Here is a 22851-nt window from a genome sequence, read left to right as displayed (position 1 = left end):
CTCCGGCCGCCCGAGGCCGCGGTGGTATGCATGGTCGGGGCGGGCGACCGCCCGCCCCGACACCAGCCAGGCACGAACGGAAGTGGGGCGACATGCCGCTCAAGGGCGAGTACGAGCCGAGCCCGACCAAGTGGGTCCGCGACCAGGTGGAGCAGTACGAGAGCTCCGGAGGCACCGAGGGCACGACCATGCGGGACATGCCCGTCATCGTCCTCACCACCCTGGGCGCCAGGAGCGGGAAGGTCCGCAAGACCCCGCTCATGCGCGTCGAGCACGACGGCGCCTACGCCGTCGTCGCCTCCCAGGGCGGCGCGCCCACCCACCCGGTCTGGTACCACAACCTGGTCGCCGACCCGCGGGTCGAGCTCCAGGACGGCCCGGTCCGGCAGGACATGACGGCCCGCGAGGTCACCGGCGAGGAGCGGGACGTGTGGTGGGAGCGCGCGGTCGCGGCGTACCCGGACTACGCCGAGTACCAGGAGAAGACCGACCGCGTCATCCCCGTCTTCGTGCTGCGGCCCGCGCCCGCACCGCACTGAGCCGCACCGCACCGCACCGGGACGCACCGGCACGCATCAGTACGCACGCCGCCGGGCGACCCGCCCCTGACCTCCCGCCTCACGTGAACCCCCGGCGACTCCGCGCGAGTTGCCGGGGGTCTTCCGTCGCCGCCGACCGCCGTCGCCCGGGCCGCACGTCGCCCGCCGCCGCCGTCCGCAGCCGTTGCGGGCCTCCGCGGCCGGCCTCCGCCGCTTGCCTCCGCCCGGGTGGTGCGGCTTGGCTGGTCGGCATGCCGAAACGTGTGCTGTACCTGCTGGGCTCCGCCGCCGCGCCCGTCCTCGACGCCGCCGGGGCCGTCCGCCTGGGGCAGGCCTCCGGATGGGACGTGGTGCTGGGCCTGACCCCGACGGCGGCGGACTGGCTCGCCGACGACCTGGCCGGCCTGGAGGAGCTGACCGGGCATCCCGTGAAGTCGAGGTACCGGCGCCCCGGGGATCCGGACGTGCTGCCGCCCGCGGACGCGGTCCTGTTCGCCCCGGCGACGCTGAACAGCGTCAACAGCCTCGCGCTCGGCATCACGACGTCCTGGGTGGTCGGGTACGCGGCCGAGGCCGTCGGCAAGGGAATCCCGGTGTCGGTCATGCCGTGCACCAACACGGCGCTCACCGCGCACCCGCAGTTCGGCCGGTCCGTCGACACCCTCCGCGGCGCCGGAGTCCGCGTGCTCCTCGGGCCCGGCCTGTACGTGCCCGCCGCCCCTGGCGAGGGCGACCCGGCGACCTACCCGTGGGCGGCGGCGCTCGGCTCGCTCGGACCGCCGCAGCGGCCTCGCGGCGAGGACTTGATCCACAAGTAATTGAACACTAAACTATATGCGCGGCCACCGGCCGCCCCGACGACGAAGAGGAGAGGCACCACGATGGGCATCCACGTGACGGACAACCAGGACGGCTCGCGTTTCGAGATCTTCGAGAACGACGACCTCGCGGGCTTCGCCGAGTACAACCGGCACGAGAACGAGATCGCCTTCATCCACACCGAGATCGACCCCCGCTTCGGCGGCCTCGGCCTCGGCGGACACCTCGCCCGCGCCGCCCTCGACACCGCCCGGGAGCAGGACCTCACCGTGCTGCCCTACTGCCCCTTCATCCGCGGCTGGATCGTCAAGCACCCCGAGTACGCCGACCTCGTCCCCGCCGACCAGCACGAGCGCTTCGGCCTCTGACCCGCCCCGGAGGCGAAACCGATGGACACCACCACCACGACCACAGAGGCGCCGCGCTTCGTCCGCTCCGCCGCGGCCGTCGCCACCAGCGCCGGCGACGACTACCACGTCGACATCCGCAGCGGCCACCACCTCCTCGCCGCCGACGAACCCGAGCAGTCCGGCGGCGGCGACACCGCCACCACCCCGGTCGGCCTGCTGCTCTCCGCCGTCGGCTCCTGCACCGCCATCACGCTGCGCATGTACGCCGGACGCAAGGGCTGGCCGCTGGAGACCGTCCGCGTCCACCTCGGCTACGAGAAGGGGCCGGACGCCACGGCCCGCATCACCCGCCGCATCGACCTCCTCGGCGACCTCGACGACACCCAGCGCGCCCGTCTCCTGGACATCGCCGACCGGACCCCCGTCACCCGCGCCGTCAGCGGCGGCACCCCGATCGTCGCGGCCGGCCCGCGGCCCGCCGCACCCGCGAACGCGAACGCGGACACGGACGCGGACGCGGACACGGACGCGGACGCGGACACGGACGCGGACGCGGACGCGAAGGAGCACGACGGCCATGAGTGACCTCGACCTGCACCCCACCGCCGCCCGCTGCGGCGGCCAGGCCACCGAAGGGCCCGTCCGCGACCTCCTGCCACCGCGCGAGACCGCCCTCGGCGGCTCGACCGTCGTCCGGCGGCTGCTGCCGTCCCTCGGCCGGCGCATGGTCGGCGCCTGGTGCTTCGTCGACCACTACGGGCCCGACGACATCGCCGACGAACCCGGCATGCAGGTGCCCCCGCACCCCCACATGGGCCTGCAGACCGTCAGCTGGCTCCACCAGGGCGAGGTCCTCCACCGCGACAGCCTCGGCAGCCTGCAGACCGTCCGGCCCTACGAACTCGGCCTCATGACCTCCGGCCGGGCCATCTCCCACTCCGAGGAGTCCCCCCGGCCGCACGCCCCGCTCCTGCACGGCGCCCAGCTCTGGGTCGCCCTGCCCGACAGCCACCGGCACGGCGCCCCCGCCTTCGAACACCACCCGGACCTGCCCCGCGTCACCGCCCCCGGCCTCGACGCCCGCGTCATCCTCGGCACCCTCGACGGCGCCACCTCCCCCGGCACCGCCCACACCCCGATCGTCGGCGCCGACCTCACCCTGCACGAGGGCAGCCGCCACCAGGTGCCCCTCGACGAGCACTTCGAGTACGCCGTGCTCACCATGAGCGGCCTCACCGAGGTCGACGGCGTCCGCCTCGAACCCGGCTCGATGCTCTACCTCGGCACCGGCCGCCGCCACCTCCCGCTCCACGCCCACTCCGACGCGTCCCTGCTGCTCCTCGGCGGCGAGCCCTTCCGCGAACAGCTCGTCATGTGGTGGAACTTCATCGGCCGCACCCACGACGAGATCGCCGAGGCCCGCCGCGACTGGATGCAGGGCGACCGCTTCGGCGACGTCCACGGCTACGACGGCCACCGCCTCGCCGCCCCCGAGCTCCCGCCGCTCCCCCTGAAACCGCGCGGACGGGTGCGCTGACCTGCAAGTACGTCCCCATCGAGATACGCGTGAAGGGTCGCAGGAACGACCGGCCAGGAAGCACCGCACAATGGCCGCGCCGACCGCCCTGCGACCCCGCGGGCCCGACTGAAACGCGTGTCCGCGAGGCGCGTCCGGTCTCATGTGTGACCCGGGTTTCACAGGGTCCGGCTGCATCAGTGCCGACCTTTTGGCGACCTTCCTGACGGCACGTCAGTCGATCGGTCTACACCTGTGCGGCGTGCACGGATGCACATCACCCCACGTTGCAGCGGTCGACCCCAGTAACAGCCAGTCACCATCGCAGCGCCGGACCTACCGCAACAGGGCCTGCTGCTACTTGTTGTGCGTGGGGTAGACCTTGACGTCGGTGTAGAAGCCCTTGATGTTGCCCGCGCCGGCGGGCCACTTCACGTTCACGTGGCTGGTCTGGTTCGGGGGCGTCACCTGGATCCCGGTCGGGCGGGTGAGGCTGTTGCCGCTGTTGTCGATCTCGTACGAGAGATTGAAGATTGCGGCTTCGCCAGGCTTCAGGTCGGTGATGCGGGGTTCGGCCTTGCCCCGCTCGATGGGGTTCGTGGTGGTGTCCTGGTCGGTGATGCCGATACCGGCGAAGCCTGTTGCCGAGCAGGTGGTGGTGCCCCGGTTGGTCATGGTGATGTCGATGGTGCCGGTGCTCGCGTCGGGCGAGGCGTTCTTGGCTTCGACGGTCAGGTTCCGGGTCTTGCAGGGCTCGACGTTCTGACCGCCCTGGGGTGCACTGTCCCCGCTGCTGCCGGACGCCGTGCTGCCGGAACTCGGCTTCGCGGTCTGAGATTTCCCCTTGTCCGCAGTGCCGCCGCTCGGGGACGGGCCGGCCTTCGCGGGGTCCGAGGGCTGGGAGGAGGCGGGCGGGACGCTTCCCTTGCCGGCGGTGTCCTTGCCCGATTCGTCACCGGCGCAGGCAGTGAGCGAGAGGGCGGCAGCGACGCCGAGGGCCGCGAACGCGCTGGTGCGGCGGGTGTGGTTCTTCATGACGCTTCCCCGTAACTGGTGTGGTGCGTATGGTGCTTGCGGTCGAAACATTCGTTCCTGTGGTCGAAACAATTTTTATCACGATGGATGTGACAACTGACTGCGGATGAGGTCCGGATCCTGTCACGAGACTGTTGTGACCCATTGCCCTGACCTTGAGATCTATCCGGTGCGGCGTGGTTTGGTGCCGACCTCGTGGTGAGCCGGTCGGCGGTAGCGCTCGCCGGTGACCAAGAGCAGGCCCACGTCATAACGGTTCACCGGACGGCGGTTCTTCGAGCCCGGTGGACGACCGAGACCGAGCCGAGAGGGTTTCGGCACTTCGGCCGGCGTTGAGGTTCGAGCGCACAGGTCAGCCCGCACCCGGCTGCGCTCCGCGGCCGGACGAGATGCGACCACCCTGCGACCACTCCCTTGAGACACGCACAAGAAGGCCGCCCCCATCTTCGGATGAGAATGGCCTCCGACCTGCGAAACCACTGGTCTGAACGACAGGATTTGAACCTGCGACCCCTTGACCCCCCAGCACCCTGCCACGGCTACTGCCTGTGATCGAGACCTGTCGGCCCTTCAGCCCCACCCGGTACCGGGCGGTGCAACAGGCCCGGAACATGGCCACCGACCTCGGCAGGCGCACGGGGTCCCTGCGCTTCCTGCTGCGTGACCGCGACGACAAGTACGGACAGACCTTCGACGCCGCCTTCGAGGCCGAGGAGATGGAGATCCTCAAGCGCGCACCGCGAGTTCCCCGGATGAACGCCCACTGCGAACGGGTGATCGGCAGCATCCGGCGCGAGGCCTTGGACCATGTCCTCATCATGAACGAGGCCCACGCCCGGCAAGTCCCGGCCGCCTACCAGCGGCACTACAACGAGCACCGTCCCCATCGCGCCCGCAACCGGCTACCACCCGACGCCCACGAGCAGACCACCGCCGTGGACGACCTCGAGGGCCGCAGACTCCGGCGCACCCGCGTTCTCGGCGGTGTCATCAACGAGTACCGGTACGCAACTTGACCAACGGCGATGACTTTCCGAGCCCCACAGGTCGGACCGCCGGGGGCCGCCGCGCCCGCTGGCGCGGCGGCCCCCGGACGGCTCAGGTGTCTCCCTCCGATGCTCCGGTGCGGTCCGCGACGAACCGGGTGAGCCCGGCGGAGCGGGCGTCGGCCCGGGCCTGGGCCTGCGGGTCGCGCTGCTGCCCCTCCTCCGGCCTGAGCTGACGGATCATCAGTTCGTGGCTGCGGTCCGACCGGGTGGTGACCCGGTAGTCCCAGTCCTGGCCCGCGCCGGGCTTGCCGGTCAGCCGGACGGTGGCCTCGCTCGGCCGGGTGCCCGGCTTGAGGTAGGTCTCCTCCTCGATCTTCCGGATCTGCTCAGCCGCCGGGCCGCCGTCCAGGTCGAACACCCGGTGCAGCGGCAGTTCGGGGCCTTCGCCGGCCACGGTGAGGTGCAGTTGCCCGGGGGTGGGCGCCCCGTTCTGGAGCAGCGGGCGGGCGGCGTCCGCGACGGTCGCCATGGCGGCTGTGACCAGTTCGCTGGCCGGGCCTGTGTCGGTCCACGTGCCGCGGTGGATCTCGTACGGCTCGTGGTCGGGCCAGCGGTCCTGCGCTCCGGCGACCAGGTCGTCCAGCGTGATCGGCCCCGCGGTGCTCTTCCGCGCGACGTAGTCGATCACCTTGCGCACCTCCTCCGCCTTCAGCGGGGCCCCCTCGGCCGGCTGGAGCAGGTCCCCGAGCAGGGCGGAGGTGCCGGCCGTGGTGCCGCCGGCCAGCTCGACCAGCCGGTGGGCCGCCCTGATGCGGGCGGCGCCGGTGTCGGTCCTGGAGGTGAACTCCTCGTTGGCGAACGCCTGCCCGAGCCGCACAGTGCCCATCAGCTGCTCGTACTGGGCGGGGGTGAGGGCCGGAGTGGGGGCGGGGGCCGGAGTGGGGGCGGGGGCCGGGGTGGGGGCGGACGAGGTGCGGCCGGTCGTCTGCTCGCCGTCGTCCGGCGTCATGGCCCGCTCGACCTCGGAGAGCCGCCACCCGCCTTCGGTGAGGCGCGACTCTCCTCCCCTCTGCTCCGGGGTGAACGCCACGTAGTGGTCCCCCGGCACGCCCTTCGCCGTGGTCTCCGCTGCGGGGATGTCGACGGTGAAAGGGACGATTCCCTTCTCCGTGACCCGTTCCTTGTTCCCGTTGAAGAACGTCACGTCGACCTCGGCGTAGCCGGTGTAACGCGCCAGGTCTTCGGGGTACTTGGCGTTGGAGATCACCTGGCCCGAGTCGCCGTGCGCGCCGCCGTCACGCCAGAACCGGGTCGCCCCGCCGATGAGCGACGGGCTGTTGGAGGTCGGGGCACCGGTGACCTTGGCTCCGACCTGGCCCTGGGCGCCCGCGTTGTTCGCCGTGAGGTCGTACCGCGTGTTGCCGGAGGAGAGCGTGTTGGCCGGGGCCACATCGGCCTTGCCGTTCGACCCGTTCTCGAGGGAGACGACCTTCACAGCGACCTCCACCCCCTTCCCGCCACTGAACGTGACCTTGTTGGACGGGACCGTCGCCGCCACCTCCGCGCCCTGACTCGCGCTGCCGAACAGCGCCGAGAGGTGGCTGTGCGAGGTGATCTTTCCGACCTGGGGCTCCATCTTCTCCCAGGTCGACGCGCCGAAGTACTGCGGTCCGCGCAGCCGCACCAGGTCCTGGACGCCGCCGACGTCGCCGAGCCAGCGCAGGATGTCGGTGTCGCGCAGGCCGGTCTCCCAGATCCGGTTCGGCGGGACCTGGACGGTCTCCGACGCGGGCGGCTGGAGCGAGACGGTCTGCGGCTGCTTGTCGCCGGCGGTCGCGTCCGTCGCAGGCCGCTGCTGCTGATCGACGGTCGGCGCGTCGGTGTCGGGCCGCCCACTGGTGGTGGCGGCGGTGGCGGCGTCGGGCTTCGGCGTGACCGGCACGGTCTCGCCGGACTCGACGATGGTCTCGAAGCCGATCGCCGCGGTGCGCCGCTGGTAGACCTGGGTGCCGCCCCACGGCTTCCGGGTGATCGTGAACTGGAGCTCGGCCTCGCCCCTGTAGGCGCTGCCGTCCGTCTTGGTCTTGGTGGCGGTACCGGCCGTGGTGCTCCGGGTCTGGATGTCCACCTGGTTGTGGCCCCGTCCTCCGGTGCCGATCACGCCGCCCGTCACCGAGACGGCGGGCGCCTGCGGAAGCGGGACGGAGGCCACCGCCCCGAACACGCCCTGGTGGGTGGTGCCGGTGCCGTCGGTGGTGGCGAAGTTCCGCTGCACGTCGGTACCGGCGTTGAACTCGGTGGTGCCCGAGTCGCCCAGGTACGTCATCTCGTTGCGGAGGACGGCGCGGACCCGGACGGTGGTCCGCCCGTGCCGCACCACGATCTCGTCGCCGGCCGTCATGCCCTTGAGCCTGGACTGGAGTTTGTCAGGGGTGAGTTCCTTGTCCAGCTCGCGGCGGATGCCCTTCCAGTCGCTGCCGAACGGGTTGCTCTCCAACCGGGGTTGCCCCTTCGGCGTCCTGCCCGGCAGGCGCAGGTCGCCGGGCTTCCAGCCGGACTCCACCTGGGACAGGATCGACTCGCCGAGGGTCCGGCGAGGGGACTTCGTCCCGGTGGAACCGTTCGCCGCGCTGTTCGCAGCGCCGTTCGCCGGTGCCGGGGTCGACGTCGGGTCGGGCAGCGCGTGGACGTCGGTGACGATCGCCGACGAGTCCAGGCGCTTGTGATCCACGAAGCTCTTCGGCTGCTTCGTCGTGGGCCGCTCGACCTGTCCGCCCACCGGCTCGGCGTCACGCTCCGGAACGGCCACCCGCGCCACCGTGTCCACCTGGCGGGTGACAGTCCCGTGGGACATGCCCAGCTGGGTGAACTTGACCTCGACGTCGTAGGCCGTGTTGACGTCGAAGAACACGGCCTTCTCGACGTGCTTGCCGCGGTTCGAGGCCGAGCCGATCGTCTCCGTCGTCTGGCCGTAGGTGCGCTCCACCCGGTACGCGTAGCCGGCCGGGATGTCGACGAACGGCGCCTTGATCTTGGCCTGAGCGCCGCCGGCCATCCGGTTGCGGCCGTCGTGCAGGTTGCCCTGGCCGCTCGACGCCCGGGTGCCGGACTCGAACTCGTACTTGTCCACGTTGGAGTGGTGGGTGGAGTCCCCCAGCCGGGCCCGGACGGTGATCTCGGCCGACCAGGTCTTGCCGGAGACCGTCTCGGTGATCTTCCCGCCGCGGGTGAGCTGGGAGAGCTTGGTCTTGAGCGCGACCCGGTCGAAGCTCGCGTTGATCCGCTGCTTCACCTCCTCCGACGGCGCGCCGTGCTTCGAGCGCACCGCGTCCTCCACCGCCGAACGCACCTTGTCGGCACCGCTCAGGCTGTGCACCACGTAGGACGCGTTCAGCTCGTGCTGCTCGCGCATCCGGGGCGGCGCATGGTGGGTCGCGTCCGGCTTCGGCGGAGTGCCGGTGGTCGCGTCCGGCTTCGGCGGAGTGCCGTTCGCCGGGTCCGCCGCGGGCCGCTTGAAGTCGATCACGCCGTCCTCGGTACGGGGCGCCTGGACCTTGACGGTCTCCCGGGCGTCCATACCCACCTCGGCGCGGACCGGCACCGACGCGTCAGGCCGACCGCTCGCCTCCCCGGGCCTGCCGACGTGGATGTCCATGACCAACTGGGTGCCGTAAATGACCTGCGGCGCACTGTACTTGCCGCTGGCGTACACCCGGTCGGCCTGCCGGCCCTGCCCACCGGCGCGCCGGCGCTGCTCGGCGGCCGCGGTGGCAATCAGGTCGAAGCCCGGCGCGCCCTTGACAGGTGTGCCGCCCGCATAGCCCTGCTCGATGGTCGTACGCGCGCCCAGCCGACGGTCCATGGTGAACGAGCTGGTCTCGTTCACCGCATTGAGTTCGGCGTTCTTGTCCTCCCGGCGGTAGGTCATCGTCTCGACCCTGGCGACGGCGGTGACGACGAGATCCTCCCGGCCGGGGATCTTGATCTCCAGCGGCTCGCCACGGGTCATGCCGGTCAGCCGGGCGGCCAGGTTCGGCTGGCTGAACCCGCGCAGGACCTGGTCGCGGACGGTGTCCCAGTCCTTGCCGAACTTCGCCCGTCCGGCGGTGTCAACCGCCTGACGCAGCGCCTTCGTGCTCTCCAGGTCGCGGACGACGACAGTCTCGCCCAGCCCGCCCGTGTCGTCGCCGCTGTGCCAGACGCTGGCAGGCGGGCTGACGACCTCGTGCAGCTGCGGCTCGGTGGACCCCTCCGCCTTCGGGGCGGGCCCCTCGAGCTCGGGTCCGGCCCCGTCCTTCGGCTCGGCCGCGACGGGCTCGGCCTTCGCCGGATCCGGTGCCGTGTCCGCGCGGTCGACCAGCAGCCGGACATCCGCCGCGCCCGCGTCGCTCGCCACGGGCTTGCCGTTGAACGACAGGTCGAAGTGGACAGTGCCGTCGTAGACGACGCCCGGCACCTTCGACTTGCTGGTCAGCTGGGAGGTGCGGGCCTCGCCGACGATCGAGATGTGGTCGCGCCCCAGCCGCCCGGCAACGCCCGGGGGCGTGATCAGACCGGCATCCGGCTTGACCACGGACGAGAACCCGAGCTGGCCCGCGTGGCCGCTGTTCGAGGACGTGCTGCGCACCTGCTGCATGCTGGTGCCGATGTTGAACTCGGACTCCTTGGTGGAACCGACCTGCTTCAACTCTCCGACCCGCGCGGTGATTTCGACCGTACCGAGCGGATTGCCACGGCGGTCGGTCAGCGTGACGGAGACCGGCTCACCCGCCGTCATGCTCTTCAGGTCGCGCTGGAGACGGGCGAAGTCGACCTCGGCGAGGACCTTGTCGCGCACAGCGGGCCACTCGTCGCCGAACTCCGCCCTGGCCGCCGCCTCCGCCTTGTCGAGCAGCGCCTTCACCGGCGGACGGTCGAGCGAAGCGCCGCGCGGCGTGAGGTCGAGCACGATCTCCTGACCGCCGACACGACCGTCCTGCAGCCGCTGCGGAGGGACCCGCTGCTCGCCGTCCGCCGTGACAGCCGGGCGCTGCGGGACCGCGACCCTCAGGCCGAGGTCCACCGTCTCGGTATGCCCGCCGGACTCGTTGCGCACCGGAGTGCCATAGTGGCTCAGGCCGTCGAAGTCGAGCTTCAGCTGCATCGTCGACTCGAACAGGTCGGCTTCCTCGTTCGTCTTCGACCGTGCCACCGTGCCGCCGAGGTCCATGCTGACCTCGGCCTGACCACGGTCGTGGTAGTAGGCGACGAGTTCCTGCGGCTCTCCGACGCCGCGCGCCTGCCTGGCCTGGGCTCCGATGGTGAACTGCCACGCCGAGTCCCGGTTGGTACCGGTCGCCACGGTCCGGTCGGCACCGTCCTCGAACTCGATCTTCCTCTGGCCCACGTGCTTCGACTCGGTGATCTCGCCGCGCAGTTTGACGCTGCCACTCCAGCCGTTGCCCTCCAACGGGGCCGTCCACACCTCGCCCCGCGAGAGCGCGCTGAGCATCGGACGCAGCGTCGCCGGACCGAAATTCGCGTCCGCGAACGCCCGGGCCGCCGCCCGGTCACCCGGCACGGCCCGCGCCAGCATGTCGATGACCTTCTCCCGTACGGCCACCTCGTTCGAGGTCAACCCGACCACCAGGTCGGTGCCCGCGATCGGCTTCGGCTCTACGACGGTCTCCTGCTTCGACGGCTTCGGCTCGTTCTTCTCGGGGGTCATGAGCGACGGCGGCTGCTCACCCTCCGGGGTCGGAGTCGGCTCGGGCTGCTGCTGCTCGAACTCGGGCGTCTCCTTCGACGGCGGCTGCTCGCCTTCCGGCTTCGGCTGCTGCCCGGTCTCCGGAGCCTTCACCTCCGGCTTGGGGGTGGGCGACGTGTGACCGGTCGCCGGGGTGACCGGCTGCGGCTCGCTGCCGTCGTAGTGGTTCCCGCGGTGGTACACCGTCACCGGCGTCCCGTCGGCAGGCCCGAAGACGGCTCGGGTGAGGCCGTCGTGGTCGACCACCCGCAGGCGCAGGTCCAGCGCGTGGGCGGCTGCCGCCGGAAGCATCTCGCCCTCGTCCGACCCCCATCGGGCGGCCCAGTCCCGGGCCGTCCCGAGCAGGGCCTGCTGCTCACGCGGCGACGGAGCCGGCGAGTTGACGGCGAGGTGATCGGAAATGATCGCCCGCAGTTGGTCGTCGGGCATCCCCGCGAACGCGGGCCGGTTCTCGGGAGGAAGGAACTCCAGCAGCTCGCTCTCGCCCAGGTTCGACCGGCTGAGCAGGTGGTTGCGGTAGTTCGACACGACCTCGGTCGGCCAGTCCTCCGGACGCAGGGTGCCGAAGTGCTCCGCGACCGCCCTCTGCAGACCCTCGGGGTGCCGAGCGGCCAGGCCGGGCGTGCTGGCTTCGAGCGAGTGGATCAGGCAGAGACCATCCCCTTCCACGGGGACCCGCCGGCCGAGCGGCGGGAACTCCGGCGTCGTGACCAGGTGCGACTCCGGCACCGTCACCGGGTGCAACTCCGGTTGGGCCGTCACCGGGTGCGACTCCGACGTCGTGGTCGGATGCGAGGCGGCGGCACCGGCGGAGTCGCTGCGCTTCAACGAGCTGGTGCCGCCGTCGGACGGGCGAGGGTCCGTGGCGCGCGTGCCGAGCCCCGACGGGTCCGAGGCGGACCGCGGGCGGGTCGATCCCCCACCGTGGGTGCCGACGGGCGGGACGACGGAGGAGCTGTCGCCCGGCCGGGGCGTCACCGGGACGGTCGCGGTGGGCTCCGGCTCGTCCGACCGGCTGTCGCGGGAGGACGTCTGATCGGTCGGCTTGGGGGTGTTCGGCAGCGACGAGTCGTCCTTCGGGTCCTTGCTCTGGTCCCCGTTCAGCGTCTCGGTCCGGCTGGAGGTGGTGGCCGTGAACTCCGGCTCGTGCCGGCCGGGAACGATGTTTCCGTGCGGATCGCTGACGGACGCCCACACCGTCCAGTCGGCGTGGAAGTTCTCCGGCATGCCGCCGGCCGCCGACGTCACCTTGCGGTCCGCCAGGTCGGCCCAGCGCAGCTGCCCGTCGCGGTCGTGGACCAGCGCGACGGCGTGGCCCTCGCCGTTCGGACCGGCGCCGAGCACAGTGGCGAAGCTGCCCTTCCCACCTGCCCGCACCTGATCCATCAACTTCCCGATCGCGTCAGGTCCTTGACCGAACCGAGCGGACCCGTCCGGACCGTTCACCGGCGGGTTGCCGAGGTTCGGTTCCGCACCGCCCTGCACCGGCTGCCCGGCCACCCGGGGTCGCCCGTAGTGGGTGTCCCGGTAGGCCGCGACGCTCTCCAGGCGGGCGTCCAGGTCCTGGCCCGGCCGGATACCGTCGCCGGACTGCGCCGACACCTCGTGTGGATTGACCTTCTGCAGAAGAGAGTTGCTCATCGGCGGGTGCAACTTTGCTTCCCCACCGAGATAGGTGACCAGCTTTTCGGTCAACTCATGCTGTGGGAAAACCTCCTGGCGGACGCCGTCGTGCGACGCCGCGGGGACGCTCTCCCGCTCGACGACAGGCACGACGGGACCGCCATCCCCTACCGACGGACTCTCCGGCCGAGAAGGCGGCAACGGAACCTGTGCCGCAGCAACCTCGCCCTCGACCATCTGCGGAACGCCACCGGAGTCGACCGGCGGCAACGACGGATCGACATGCGGCTGCGACCCCGGCGAAAACTGCTCGTGAACGGGCGTCTTGAAGTTCCCCCCTGATGCTGGACAGCGGGTTTCTACGCTGCGGGGGTGAAGTCGTGCCGCAGTCTGGCCCGGGTTTCGAGCGGGGTGAGGTATCCGAGCTCGGGGTGCCTGCGGAGCCTGGTGCGGTTGTACTCGACTTCGATGAAGCGGAAGACGTCGGCACGGGCCTCGGCCCGGGTGGCCCACACGCTGGTGCCGATCTCGGCCTTGAGCAGGGCGAACCAACTCTCCGCCGCGGCGTTATCGTAACAGGAGCCGACTCTTCCCATCGACTGTCTCATCCGCAACTCCCTTATCGCCTGCCGGAATTGACCGCTGGTGTATTCGCTGCCGCGATCGGTGTGCATGATGCAGCCGACCTCCAGCTGCCCGCGCCCGGCCGCCATCCGCAGCGCCGTCACCGGCAGCTCGGCGCGGTGGTGGTCCGCCATCGCCCAACCGATCACCTCGCGGGTCGCCAGGTCGATGCAGGTCGCCAGATACAACTTCCCTTCCAGAGTGACGAGTTCGGTCATGTCGCCGACCAGCCGCACACCCGGCCGAGGAGCGGTGAAGTCCCGGCCGATCAGGTCCGCGGCGAACACCGCCCGCTTCGCCTGCCGGGTCAGCCCCCGCCGCCTGCGACGCGTGACCCCCACGATGTCGTTCTCCCGCATCAGCCGCTCCACCCTCTTGCGGTTCACGACCCGCCCGGCCCGCACCAACGCAGCGTGGACCCGCGGTGCCCCGTAAGCGCCGCGCGAGCCGGCATGCAGCACCCGGATCTCGCTGACCAGCAGGTCCTCCGCCCGGCGGCGGACGCGCCGGACCGGTTCAGCGGCCCGGCGCGCATAGTAGGCGGAGCGGGAGATGCCCAGCGTGCGACAGAGGAAGGCCACGCTGTACCCGTCCGGATTCGTCCCGTCGGCCTTCTCCGCGTCGATGAACGCGTAGCGCGCTGCTACTTCGTCCGGCGATTCGCGAAGAAGGCGGTCGCTTTTCCCAGGACCTCCACGGTCTGCTCCAGCTCGCGGACCTGGCGGCGCAATCGCACCAGCTCATCACGCTCAGCCGTGGTCAGCGCACCGGCCGGCCCCTGGCCCCGGTCGATCCTCGCCTGCTTGACCCAGCCCCGCAGCCCCTCCGCACTGACCCCGAGATCCCGGGCGACCTCCGTGACGGTCTTCTCCGAGGACAGCGCCAGCTCCACGGCATCGCGCTTGAACTCGGACGTGTACCGCTTGCTCCTGTTGCTCTGCTTACTCACTACGCTGGACTGCTTCCTCCGGGACCATCCGTCCCAGTATCAGGCTGTCCAGGTCATCGGGGGAACCTCATCTCGTGGGCCGTCGCTGACGTTTCGCCGGCCGAAGTGATCGGGGGCGCCGGCGACGGGAGAACCCTGCCGAGACCACCGGTGCCGCTGTTGTGCGCGACGGGCGGGGGCGGCGGGGGGAGCACCCTGCCGAGACCGCGGGTGCCGCCGTTGTGGGGGGTGGACGGCGGCGGGGGCGGCGGCGGGGTCGGTCCGTTCAGATCGAGGCCGGCCAGCTGCCTGCGGATCTTGGGCACACGGGCGCCACCGTCGGAGTCGGAGTCGCTGTCCGGGTCCATCTCGTCCCGGCCGCGCTTCAGGTCGGGACGCGCCGTGGTGCCGCCCGAGGCGTCGGCCATCACCGTGTCCCCGTCCGGGGCGTGCGCGGGCTGCGAGGACGGCCGGCTGGAGTCGATCACCATCGCGTCCGGGTCCGCGGTCGCGCCGGCGGTCGGGTGGTCGCCCGGCTGCTGGACCCGGTCGAGCCTGTACAGGTCCTCGCCGCCCAGCCGGCCCAACCGATCGGCCGGCAGCTGGTTGGCGTCGGCGCGGGCCGCGAAGTCTCCGGAGGAGGACACCGGCAGCTCAGGGGCGGCATTCGACACCACCGCGAGGTCGTCGACGATGAGTCGAGAGCTGGGGCTCTGGGTCGCGTTCGGCTTCGGCTCCAGGTCGGCCTGGGTCTTGGAAGCCATCATGTCGCGCAGCTCCGGCGGCACCAGTCCGCCGGCCTCCAGCCTGCGCACCGCCTGCACCAGGTCGGCGGTGTGCGGCGCGTACAGCGCCTCGGGCGGCAGCTGACCGTGGGCGACGGCGGTCAGCAGTTCCGGGTCGCGGATGATGTGCGGGTCCAGGAAGTTCTGGATCCACTTGTTCACCGTCTCGTCGCCGAAGCGCAGGTTGGAGCCGCTGTTGGACAGCCCGGCGGTGATGTCCTCGATCAGTGCGGGTACGTCGTCGAGGTTGGCGGTCAGCGCCCGGTCGAACATCGCGGTCGGGTGGTTCCCTCCCGCGCCGGCGCGTGCGTACACGCCGCCGTACTGCCTGCCGACCAGTTCCACGTCGGCCACTGTCCAGGCCACCCGGGCCGCGGCGTGCTTCGCCTTCGCGACCGGCGGCTTGCCGCCCGGCGTGTTGGCCGGCAGCTCCTGGCCGTACACCTCCTGCACCCGCGCCTGGACCGCCTTGACGGTCTCCAGGTCCCGTCTGGCGGTGACCAGCCTGGCCTCGGCCTTCTCCGGCTCGTCCCGGGCCCTCTTCGCCGCGTCCCTGGCGGTCTTCTCCGCCTTCGCGTCGTCCTCGGCCCTCTTCTTCGCGACGGCGTCGGTCGGGTTCGCCTTGGCGATCTTCGCGGAGGTCTCGGCCTGCTGCTTGGCCTGAGCGTGCTCGGCTTCCCTTATCGGCTTCTGGAGCACGGCATCGGCCAGCTCCTTCTCGCGGTCGTCCCGCTTCTTCTCCGCGGCCGCCCGGTCGTCGTCGGCCTTGGTGTTCGGCCGCTTGGTGTCCTTGGTCGGGTCGCCCAGTTCCGCAATCCGCCGATCGATCTCGTTCGTCCGCAGCTGAGCGCGTTCACCCGGAAGTTGATCGGCGAGCCGGTTCAGATCGGCCTGGGTGGACCGGTTCTCGCGCAAGGCGTTCGCCGTGTCGGTGAGCACCTGCCTGCTGCCGCTGGGCAGCGGGCGGCCGGCGAGGTCGTCCAGCTGCCCGGCCAGGCGGTTCCGGTCGTCCTGCGTCAGCCACCCGTCCGAGCGGACGGCGGCGTCACGCAGCGCAGACACCGTGTCGTCCAGCATCCGCGGACCGATGACCCCGTTGACCAGCGCGAGGTCCTCGACCGCCTGCCCCTTGACCTTCGTCTCCAGCTGCCCCATCGCGTCGTGGACGGCCTCCACCTGCTCGCGGGTCGGGCCGGCCGGGTGCACGTTGCCCACCGCGGCGGCCAACGCGTCGAGCTGCTCACGCGCCGGGACGTCCAGGCCGTTGCGCTTGAGCTCGCGTTCCAGCTTCTCCCTGGCGTCGTCGGCGCTCCGGCGGTCGCCGACCCCGGCCGTGTCGAACGCCTTCGGCAGTTCCTCGTTGCCGTAGGTGGCCTTCAGGTCGACGTCGGCCGCCGTGGCCGTGAGGTCACGGCGCACCAGCACCGCTTCCTCCGAGCCTCCCGCCTTGAGTCGCGCCGCGGCGTTGGTTCCGTACGTGTCGAGGATCCGGTGGCGGTCCGGGGCCATCACGGTGACGAAGTCGCCGAACGCATCCGAAGCGGCCGCCCGGCTGTTCTCGTCCAGCGAGCGGGCCTTGAACACCGCTGCCGTCACATACTTGTGCACCATGTAGTCGGCGATCACATGGTTGCGGTTGACCGACGCCTCGGTCAGCCTGACGTTGCCCTTCGAGTCGAGCCGCTGCACGATCTTCTCAGCGTGCGGCTGCTGCTCCATCAGCGAGTGGCCGGAGTATCCGAACGCGTTGCGGTAGTTGTCCTCGAAGCGCTTCCACTCCTCGGCGACGTCCTGCCCGGTCTTCTTCTTCGGAGACGCGGAAGACTTCCCGGTCGAAGCGGACTTCTCGGGCGAGCCGGGCATCGGAATCGGGTCCGACGTCGACTTCCCCGCCGAGGACTGTGCGGCCGGGGCAGGCAGCGCGACCGCCGCCCCGGCGTCCGACACGGCCTTCTCACGCTGCGTCCGGTCGGCCTCCAACGCCGTCTGACGGCTCTCGAGATCCTTGACCCGGTCGGAGAACACCCTGGAGGGCGTCCTTCCCTTGGCCTTCGCCTGCTTCTGCTCCTCCGCGTCCTTCGCCTTGGCCTCATCCAGCAGGTCCTTGGTGCGGGCCTCCTCCGCTTCGATCCGCTTGATGGCGCCCGGCAGCACCCGGAGCTCCGCTTCCTGGCGCTCCCGGGTGCGTACGGCCAGTTCGTTGCCCGTCAGCCGGTCCTTCAGCCGCTCGTGCTCGAAGATCGCCATCCGGTCGCGCTGCTCCTGCAGCAGGTCCCGCGAGGCCTGCAACTTGGCGTGCCGGTCGTCGAGTTCGGCCCTCTGATCGGGGTGGGCGGTCTTCAGCTCCTGCTGCACCTCGGCCAGTTCGCCGTCGACCTTGGCGAGGGCGGGATCCACGCCTCGCGAGAGCACATCCACGTGCCGGAACTTCTCGTTGCGGTACTGGTCGAGAATCACGTCCGTGTCGGCCGGCAGCAGCGGGGGCCGGTCGTACCCCTCCAGTTCGCTGCGGACCTGCTCGAACTCGGGAGAGTTGTCCAGGAAGGTGGCGATGGTGTCGAAGGCCTTCTCGCCATCGATCTTGTGCTCGTGGTCGTCGCCGCTGACGGGCGGTGCCGTGGGCGGCAGACGCTCGCCCTGCGCGGCTCCGCGCTGTCGAGCGGACGGAGCGGGGGCCTGCGGAGCCTCGGGTGCGGGCTGCTCGCGGACGCCGGTGGTGCCCTCGACGTTCTCCGTGAACTCGCGCAGACCCTCGTACATGGCGTTGTCGGCGTCGGTGGCGTTCACCGGGTTGGCCTGGCGGTCGTGCAGCTTGGCCGGGTTCGACCCGTACAACTTCTGCAGCAGCGGCAGCAGTTCGGGCTCGTTGGCCCGCACCCAGGCCGCGCCGTTGTTGCGGGCCTCGTGGGTGAAGGGGTCGGTTCCGTGATTCGTCCCCAGGTATGCGTTGCTGACCTGGGCGAAGTACTCCATCTCGTCGCGCGCCGAGTAGTTCTTCTCGCCGTCGGCCCCGCGCAGCGGGCCGTCCGGCCACTTGGCGGCCGGGTCCGCGCTCTTCCGGTCGAAGACATCCGTGATCAGCGTCTGGTCGTGCGCGTCCAGACCGAACTGGTGCACGGTGTGGCTGAACTCGTGCGTGGTGGTGGAGTAGCCGTCCTGGTAGTGGCCGACCTGCCCGATCGGGGTCCGCTCGCCGAGCAGGTTCTCCTCGGTGACAGCCGTGTGCCGGCCGCCCGAGCCGCGCATGTCGTCGTACCCGCGGCCGCTGCCCGCCTCGCCGTCGTTGTGCACCCCGCGAAGGCTGTGCAGCTCCGGGACCTCGGGCATCCGGACGTCCTTCGGGACGATCACGACGTCCGCGCCGTTCTTCAGCAGCCGCGCCGCCGTGTCCGGGTCCTGAAGCAGCCGGGCGACCTGCTGCTGCGCCTCGTGCCGCGCGGACGCGGCCTGCTCCGCCCGCGGATCGACGTGCACGATCAGCTGGGCGGCCGTGTCGGCGAACTCGCGCGGCGGCAGCCCCGCCTTCAACGAGTCCACGGTCTGCGGGTCGCGGGCCAGCCAACGCCGGTTCTCCGGCGACAGGTTGGCCAGCTCCTGGGCCCGCTGCTCCGGCGACATCCCGGGCAGGTCCTGCCGTAGCCGGTCGGCACCGGCCGGCGGCACCGCCACCGCCGACTGCTCGTGACCCGGCTGATCCACCGCGTCGTACGCCGGAGACTCGCCGGTCACCGGCCGCAGTTCCGTGTCCCGCGCCTGTTCCTGCCGGCCGGGGATCCGGTCGTGCGCGCTGGTCGCCGGTGCGTTGGAGCCGGTGCCGGACGGCTTGTCGTGACCGGCGGTCGACGGCGTGTTGTGGTCGGTGCCCGGCGTCGTGGGGGCCGCAGGTCGGCCACCGGACTGCGGGGTCCCGGCCGGGCTGTGCCGGGTCGGCGGGACGGGCGGGGCCAACGGGTCGTCGCCCCCGAGGCTCCGGGTCGACTGCGCCGGGCTGCCCTCGCCCAGGTGCGGCACGGACGGAGTGTCGTCGCCGCGGTGCTGGGCCGCGTTCGCCGGATTGTGTCCGGTCGGCTCCGGGGGGAGATGGCCAAGGCGCAGGTTCCCGGAGTCGGTGGCGGTGGACGCGTCGTGCGGCGCACCGTTCGGGTTCGGCCGACCGGCGTCGGTCAGCCGCACGGCCGGGGCACCCAGCATCTCGGCCACACCGGGGATCCGGTGCTCGGAGCTCGTCGCATGCTCGTGGACATGCGCCTTTCCGGTGACCAGCACGTACTTGCCGGACCCGCCGCTCGAAATGGCGTGGTTCATGTAGGAGTTGAGCAGACGCGCGCGCTCCTGCAAGGCCTGCGGACCGGGCTCGTGCGGCCGCCGCGCCGGGTAGCCGTCCACCGCGTGGACCGTCACCCCCTCGGCCTTCGCCCGCACAACGGTTTCGTACAGGCCGTTGCCGGCCGGGGAGTTCAGGTTACGGTCGTACGTGCGGAGCATGGTCTCCAGGTTCGGGGACATGGTGCCGCCGGGGCGCTGGTAGGCGTCCAGGTCCCGCTGGAAGGCGTCGTCGCGGAGCGACTCGACGTAGATCCGGTCCACGCCCGCGGCCTTGAGCTCGTGCATGTTCTCGTTGAGGAAGCCCCAGCTGGGCGACTGGCTGTGCGCCTCGCCCAGCACGATCCCGTCGAAGCCGGGGCGGCCGTCATGCCCGCCCAACAGCCGGTTCACGCCGTCCATCGCGGACGTCGAGCCGTCCAGGTGGTCCGCCACCCGCTGCGCGCCGACCGGCTGCCAGGCCTGCTCCGAATCCTGGCGGGCCAGCCGCTCCAGCACGTTCCGGCGAACCTCCTGCTGCTGGAAGTGCTCCTGCGTACGGAAGTCCAGGCTGCCCGCCGCCTCCAGCACCTGGTTGCCCTGGAAGGCCATGGCCTCCGGACCGAGCTCGTTGCGCAGGGGCGGGGTGATGACGTTGGCGGCCAGCGGGTGCAAGGCCTTGAGGGTCAGCGGGTCGAGGTGCGACTTGAACGACTGGGAGTACGGGCTGACCTTGACGTCCGGCCTGCCGTCCGGCAACCGGCTGCCCGAGTCGTGCCGCCCCCACGAGCTGTGCGGAAGGGAGTTGGCCGCCGTCCCCAGCTCCCCCGTCAGCCGGAAGGTGAACTTGTTGTCGTCCTTGTACCGGCGCAGTGCCGCCGGATCCGCCGCAGGCGGGTGGATCAGTGCCGGGCCGCCCGGGTGCTGGTGCAACTGCGCCAACTCGGCGGCGGTCGGCGGCTCGTCGATCGGGCGGAGCCGCGTGTTCGCAGGCGGCGGAGGCGGCGGCAGGTGCTCGTCTCCGGTCCGGCCGGTGCGGGACGTGGAGGGTGCGGAACCGTTCGGATCGCCGAGGGTCCGCGAGGTGCCGACCGCCTGGTGCTGCGGCGGCGGGGGCGGGGACGGCACATGAGTGTCGGACGTACGGCCCGCGCCGGAGCGGATGGTGCCGCCACCGGACTCGGTGCGGACCGGACCGGCCGCCGGGGCCTCCCGGCCTCCGACCTGCTGCGGGACGGTCCCTGGCGGCGTCGTGCGGCCGGACGCTCCGGCCCCGCCGCGTCCGGCGGTGCCCGCACCACCGGTCGCCGCAGCGGGCATGTACCCGCCGCCCGTCATCGGGTTCGGCGTGGCGGTCGACGACGGCGTGGCGTCCGGGACCGCGTCCGGCAACACCTGGCCGGGCATCTGCTCAGGCCCGACCGGACGCGCCGGTGCCGGGGCGGCCGCCGCCCGGGTGCCGCCGTCCAGGTGGGTGCCGCCGGCACCGGCCAGGCTTGCGGCGTTGCCGACCACACCCGACAGGTTCGGCACCGCGGACTGCTGCGCAGCCATGGACCCGGCAGCCTGCTCCGCCGCCCTCGGAGCGACGGTCTCGCTCGTAGACGCAGGACTCTCCTGCCGCGGCACCGCCGACTCGTGCAAGGGCGCCGCCGCGGGCTCCTGACGTGGCGTCACGCTCTCGTGCACCTGCGCTGCGGGCTCCTGACGCGGCACCACATTCTCGTGCGGCTGCGCAGTGACGTGCTCCGAAACCGGGGCGGCCGACTCGCGCGGCTGCACGGTGACGGGCTCCACGCGCGGCGCGGCGGACTCGTGCACCTGCGGAGCACTGCGCTCCGGCGTCGGGCCGGTCGACACCGGCTCCTGCCGCGGCACCGCCGACTCGTGCAAGGGCGCCGCCGCGGGCTCCTGACGTGGCGTCACGCTCTCGTGCACCTGCGCTGCGGGCTCCTGACGCGGCACCACATTCTCGTGCGGCTGCGCAGTGACGTGCTCCGAAACCGGGGCGGCCGACTCGCGCGGCTGCACGGTGACGGGCTCCACGCGCGGCGCGGCGGACTCGTGCACCTGCGGAGCACTGCGCTCCGGCGTCGGGCCGGTCGACACCGGCTCCTGACGCGGCACCGCCGACTCGTGGGCCTGCACCGTCGTCTCGTTGGCCGGCGGCGTCGTCTCGTTGGCCAGCGGCGTCGCCGGGCGCTCCGAGCGCACCATCGTCGGCTCGGTCTCGGTCCTGGGTGCGGCCGTCCGCGAGTCGGCGTGGGGCGCGATGTTCTCCTGGACGTGCGTCCCCGCCTGTTCCTGGACCGGCGGAGCGGTCGTCCCGTGCGCGGTCGTCCCGTGCGCGGTGGCCCCGGCCGTGGTGTCGGCCGTGGTCTCGGTTCCGGTGCTGCGGCCGGAGCCGAACGGTGTCAGGCCGTTCACCTTCGACTCGCCCGCGCCCGTCGCGGAGGCGTGCCCGACCGACGAGCCCGCGCCGCCCGCGGAGTCCGCGCCGCTCCCGGTCCTCGTGCCGGTTCCGGCGGTCCCGGTCGCCGCGCCACCGCTGCCGCTGCCGCCGGAAGTCGTCCCGGACGGGCCGTGGTAGGCGCTGTCGCCGGAGGCGGTGTCGGACTTGGTGAACGTGGACGGGCCGTCGTGGCCGCCCGCGGTGGAGGTGGAGGGGAGGTCGAGCTTCGGGGGCTCGGCCGGCGTGGGAGCGGCCGCGTGGCCCTTCAACGCCGAGGCGCCGGCGTGCAGACCCGCGCCCGCGCCGCCGGACAGGCCGGAGCCGAGCAGGGAGTCGCCGTCGACCTTGCCGGTGGTGATCAGCTGGGTGGAGACGTCCGCGCCGACACCGACGGCCGCACCGCTGGCCATCTTGCCGGCGGTGGTGTTGAGCGCGTTCTCCGCGCCGATCTTCTTCCCGGCCGCGCCGATGCTCTTGCCGATCAGATGCGCCGACGCGCCGCCGACCGCACCGCCCAGCGCGTTCTGCCCGAGCTCCTTCATGTCGATGCTCTTGCGGTGGCCCTCGGCCAACTCGATGCCCTGGGCGAGCAGGTTGATCGCGGCCATCTGCGCGGCCTGCTTGACCGCCATCTCGACCATTTCCTTCATCAGCTGCTTCAACAGCTGCGAGACGACCAGCCTGCTCGCCCCGATCATCACGGGGACCTGCAGCAGCGAGGCGCCCGCCGTGAACGGGGCCTCGGCCTCTGCGGTCGCCAACTCAAAAGCCAGGATGCCGAGTTGCGCGATAATCTGGATCTTCGCAGTCTCCGCGGAGTTGGCGACCTGCTCCAGCATGTCGCCCATGCCGTTGAGCGAGTTGATCGCACCGGGCAGGTATCCGGGGTCCTGCTCGGTGCCCTTGCCTACCGAGTACTTCTCCCAGTACTTCCCCAACGCCTCGGCGGCGGTGCCCTTCTGACCGTCCAGCGCGCGCTTCATCGTGGCATCGGCACTCTGCGCGGCGTCCTTGAGGCCTTCGGCTGTCCTGCGGCAGCGGTCGGCCATGTCGCGCAGCTGGTCCTCGTCGGCCTCGGGCCAACGTGTTCCGGCGAGCAGGAGCAGGACCCACTGGAGCGGCTCCGGGAGTTCGACAGCCATC

Annotated in this window: 11 protein-coding genes; 6 read left to right on the top strand and 5 right to left on the bottom strand. The window is 71.6% G+C overall.

The features are described 5' to 3' along the window. Positions 1-92: 92 nt before the first annotated feature. The 5 genes from OG335_RS36205 (at position 93) to OG335_RS36185 (ending at position 3245) form a co-directional block, all read left to right on the top strand. Positions 93-539, top strand: a complete 447-nt coding sequence (locus OG335_RS36205; protein ID WP_405009645.1) for a nitroreductase family deazaflavin-dependent oxidoreductase — start codon at positions 93-95, stop codon at positions 537-539. A gap of 251 nt (positions 540-790) precedes the next feature. Then, positions 791-1357 (top strand): flavoprotein, encoded by a 567-nt coding sequence (locus OG335_RS36200; protein ID WP_405009646.1) that lies wholly within the window; start codon positions 791-793, stop codon positions 1355-1357. Positions 1358-1420: 63 nt separating this feature from the next. Next, positions 1421-1726 carry a GNAT family N-acetyltransferase gene (locus tag OG335_RS36195; protein ID WP_405009647.1) on the top strand — a complete coding sequence of 102 codons (306 nt, stop codon included), beginning with the start codon at positions 1421-1423 and terminating at the stop codon, positions 1724-1726. A 21-nt stretch (positions 1727-1747) separates the two neighbouring features. Then, entirely contained in the window at positions 1748-2293 is a 546-nt protein-coding gene (locus OG335_RS36190) for an OsmC family protein (protein ID WP_405009648.1), read from the top strand. Next, a complete protein-coding gene (locus tag OG335_RS36185) occupies positions 2286-3245 on the top strand; it encodes a pirin family protein (RefSeq protein WP_405009649.1) in 960 nt (319 codons plus the stop codon). The genes OG335_RS36190 and OG335_RS36185 overlap by 8 nt, the downstream gene beginning before the upstream one ends. 336 nt (positions 3246-3581) lie before the next feature. On the opposite strand, the gene OG335_RS36180 is transcribed toward OG335_RS36185, so the two are convergent. Further along, positions 3582-4259, bottom strand: coding sequence for a DUF4232 domain-containing protein (locus OG335_RS36180; protein WP_405009650.1), 678 nt, complete (start codon positions 4257-4259; stop codon positions 3582-3584). A gap of 611 nt (positions 4260-4870) precedes the next feature. Here OG335_RS36180 and OG335_RS36175 point away from each other — a divergent pair. Beyond that, positions 4871-5275 carry an integrase core domain-containing protein gene (locus OG335_RS36175; RefSeq protein ID WP_405009651.1) on the top strand — a complete coding sequence of 135 codons (405 nt, stop codon included), beginning with the start codon at positions 4871-4873 and terminating at the stop codon, positions 5273-5275. An 82-nt stretch (positions 5276-5357) separates the two neighbouring features. On the opposite strand, the gene OG335_RS36170 is transcribed toward OG335_RS36175, so the two are convergent. The 4 genes from OG335_RS36170 to OG335_RS36155 all read right to left on the bottom strand — a co-directional run bounded on the left by OG335_RS36170 (position 5358) and on the right by OG335_RS36155 (position 22850). Beyond that, entirely contained in the window at positions 5358-12635 is a 7278-nt protein-coding gene (locus OG335_RS36170) for a toxin glutamine deamidase domain-containing protein (RefSeq protein ID WP_405009652.1), read from the bottom strand. A 341-nt stretch (positions 12636-12976) separates the two neighbouring features. Further along, positions 12977-13867 (bottom strand): IS3 family transposase, encoded by an 891-nt coding sequence (locus OG335_RS36165; RefSeq protein ID WP_405015632.1) that lies wholly within the window; start codon positions 13865-13867, stop codon positions 12977-12979. A gap of 17 nt (positions 13868-13884) precedes the next feature. Then, the gene (locus tag OG335_RS36160) at positions 13885-14190 is read right to left on the bottom strand and encodes a transposase (RefSeq protein ID WP_405009653.1); all 306 of its coding nucleotides are present in this window, start codon (positions 14188-14190) and stop codon (positions 13885-13887) included. 53 nt (positions 14191-14243) lie between these two features. Beyond that, complete coding sequence (locus OG335_RS36155) at positions 14244-22850, bottom strand: hypothetical protein (protein ID WP_405009654.1); 8607 nt, start codon at positions 22848-22850, stop codon at positions 14244-14246. Position 22851 lies beyond the last annotated feature (1 nt).

This window comes from Kitasatospora sp. NBC_01539, from assembly GCF_045040525.1.
Taxonomy (GTDB): Bacteria; Actinomycetota; Actinomycetes; order Streptomycetales; family Streptomycetaceae; genus Kitasatospora.
This window is presented reverse-complemented; position numbering and strand designations above follow the sequence as displayed.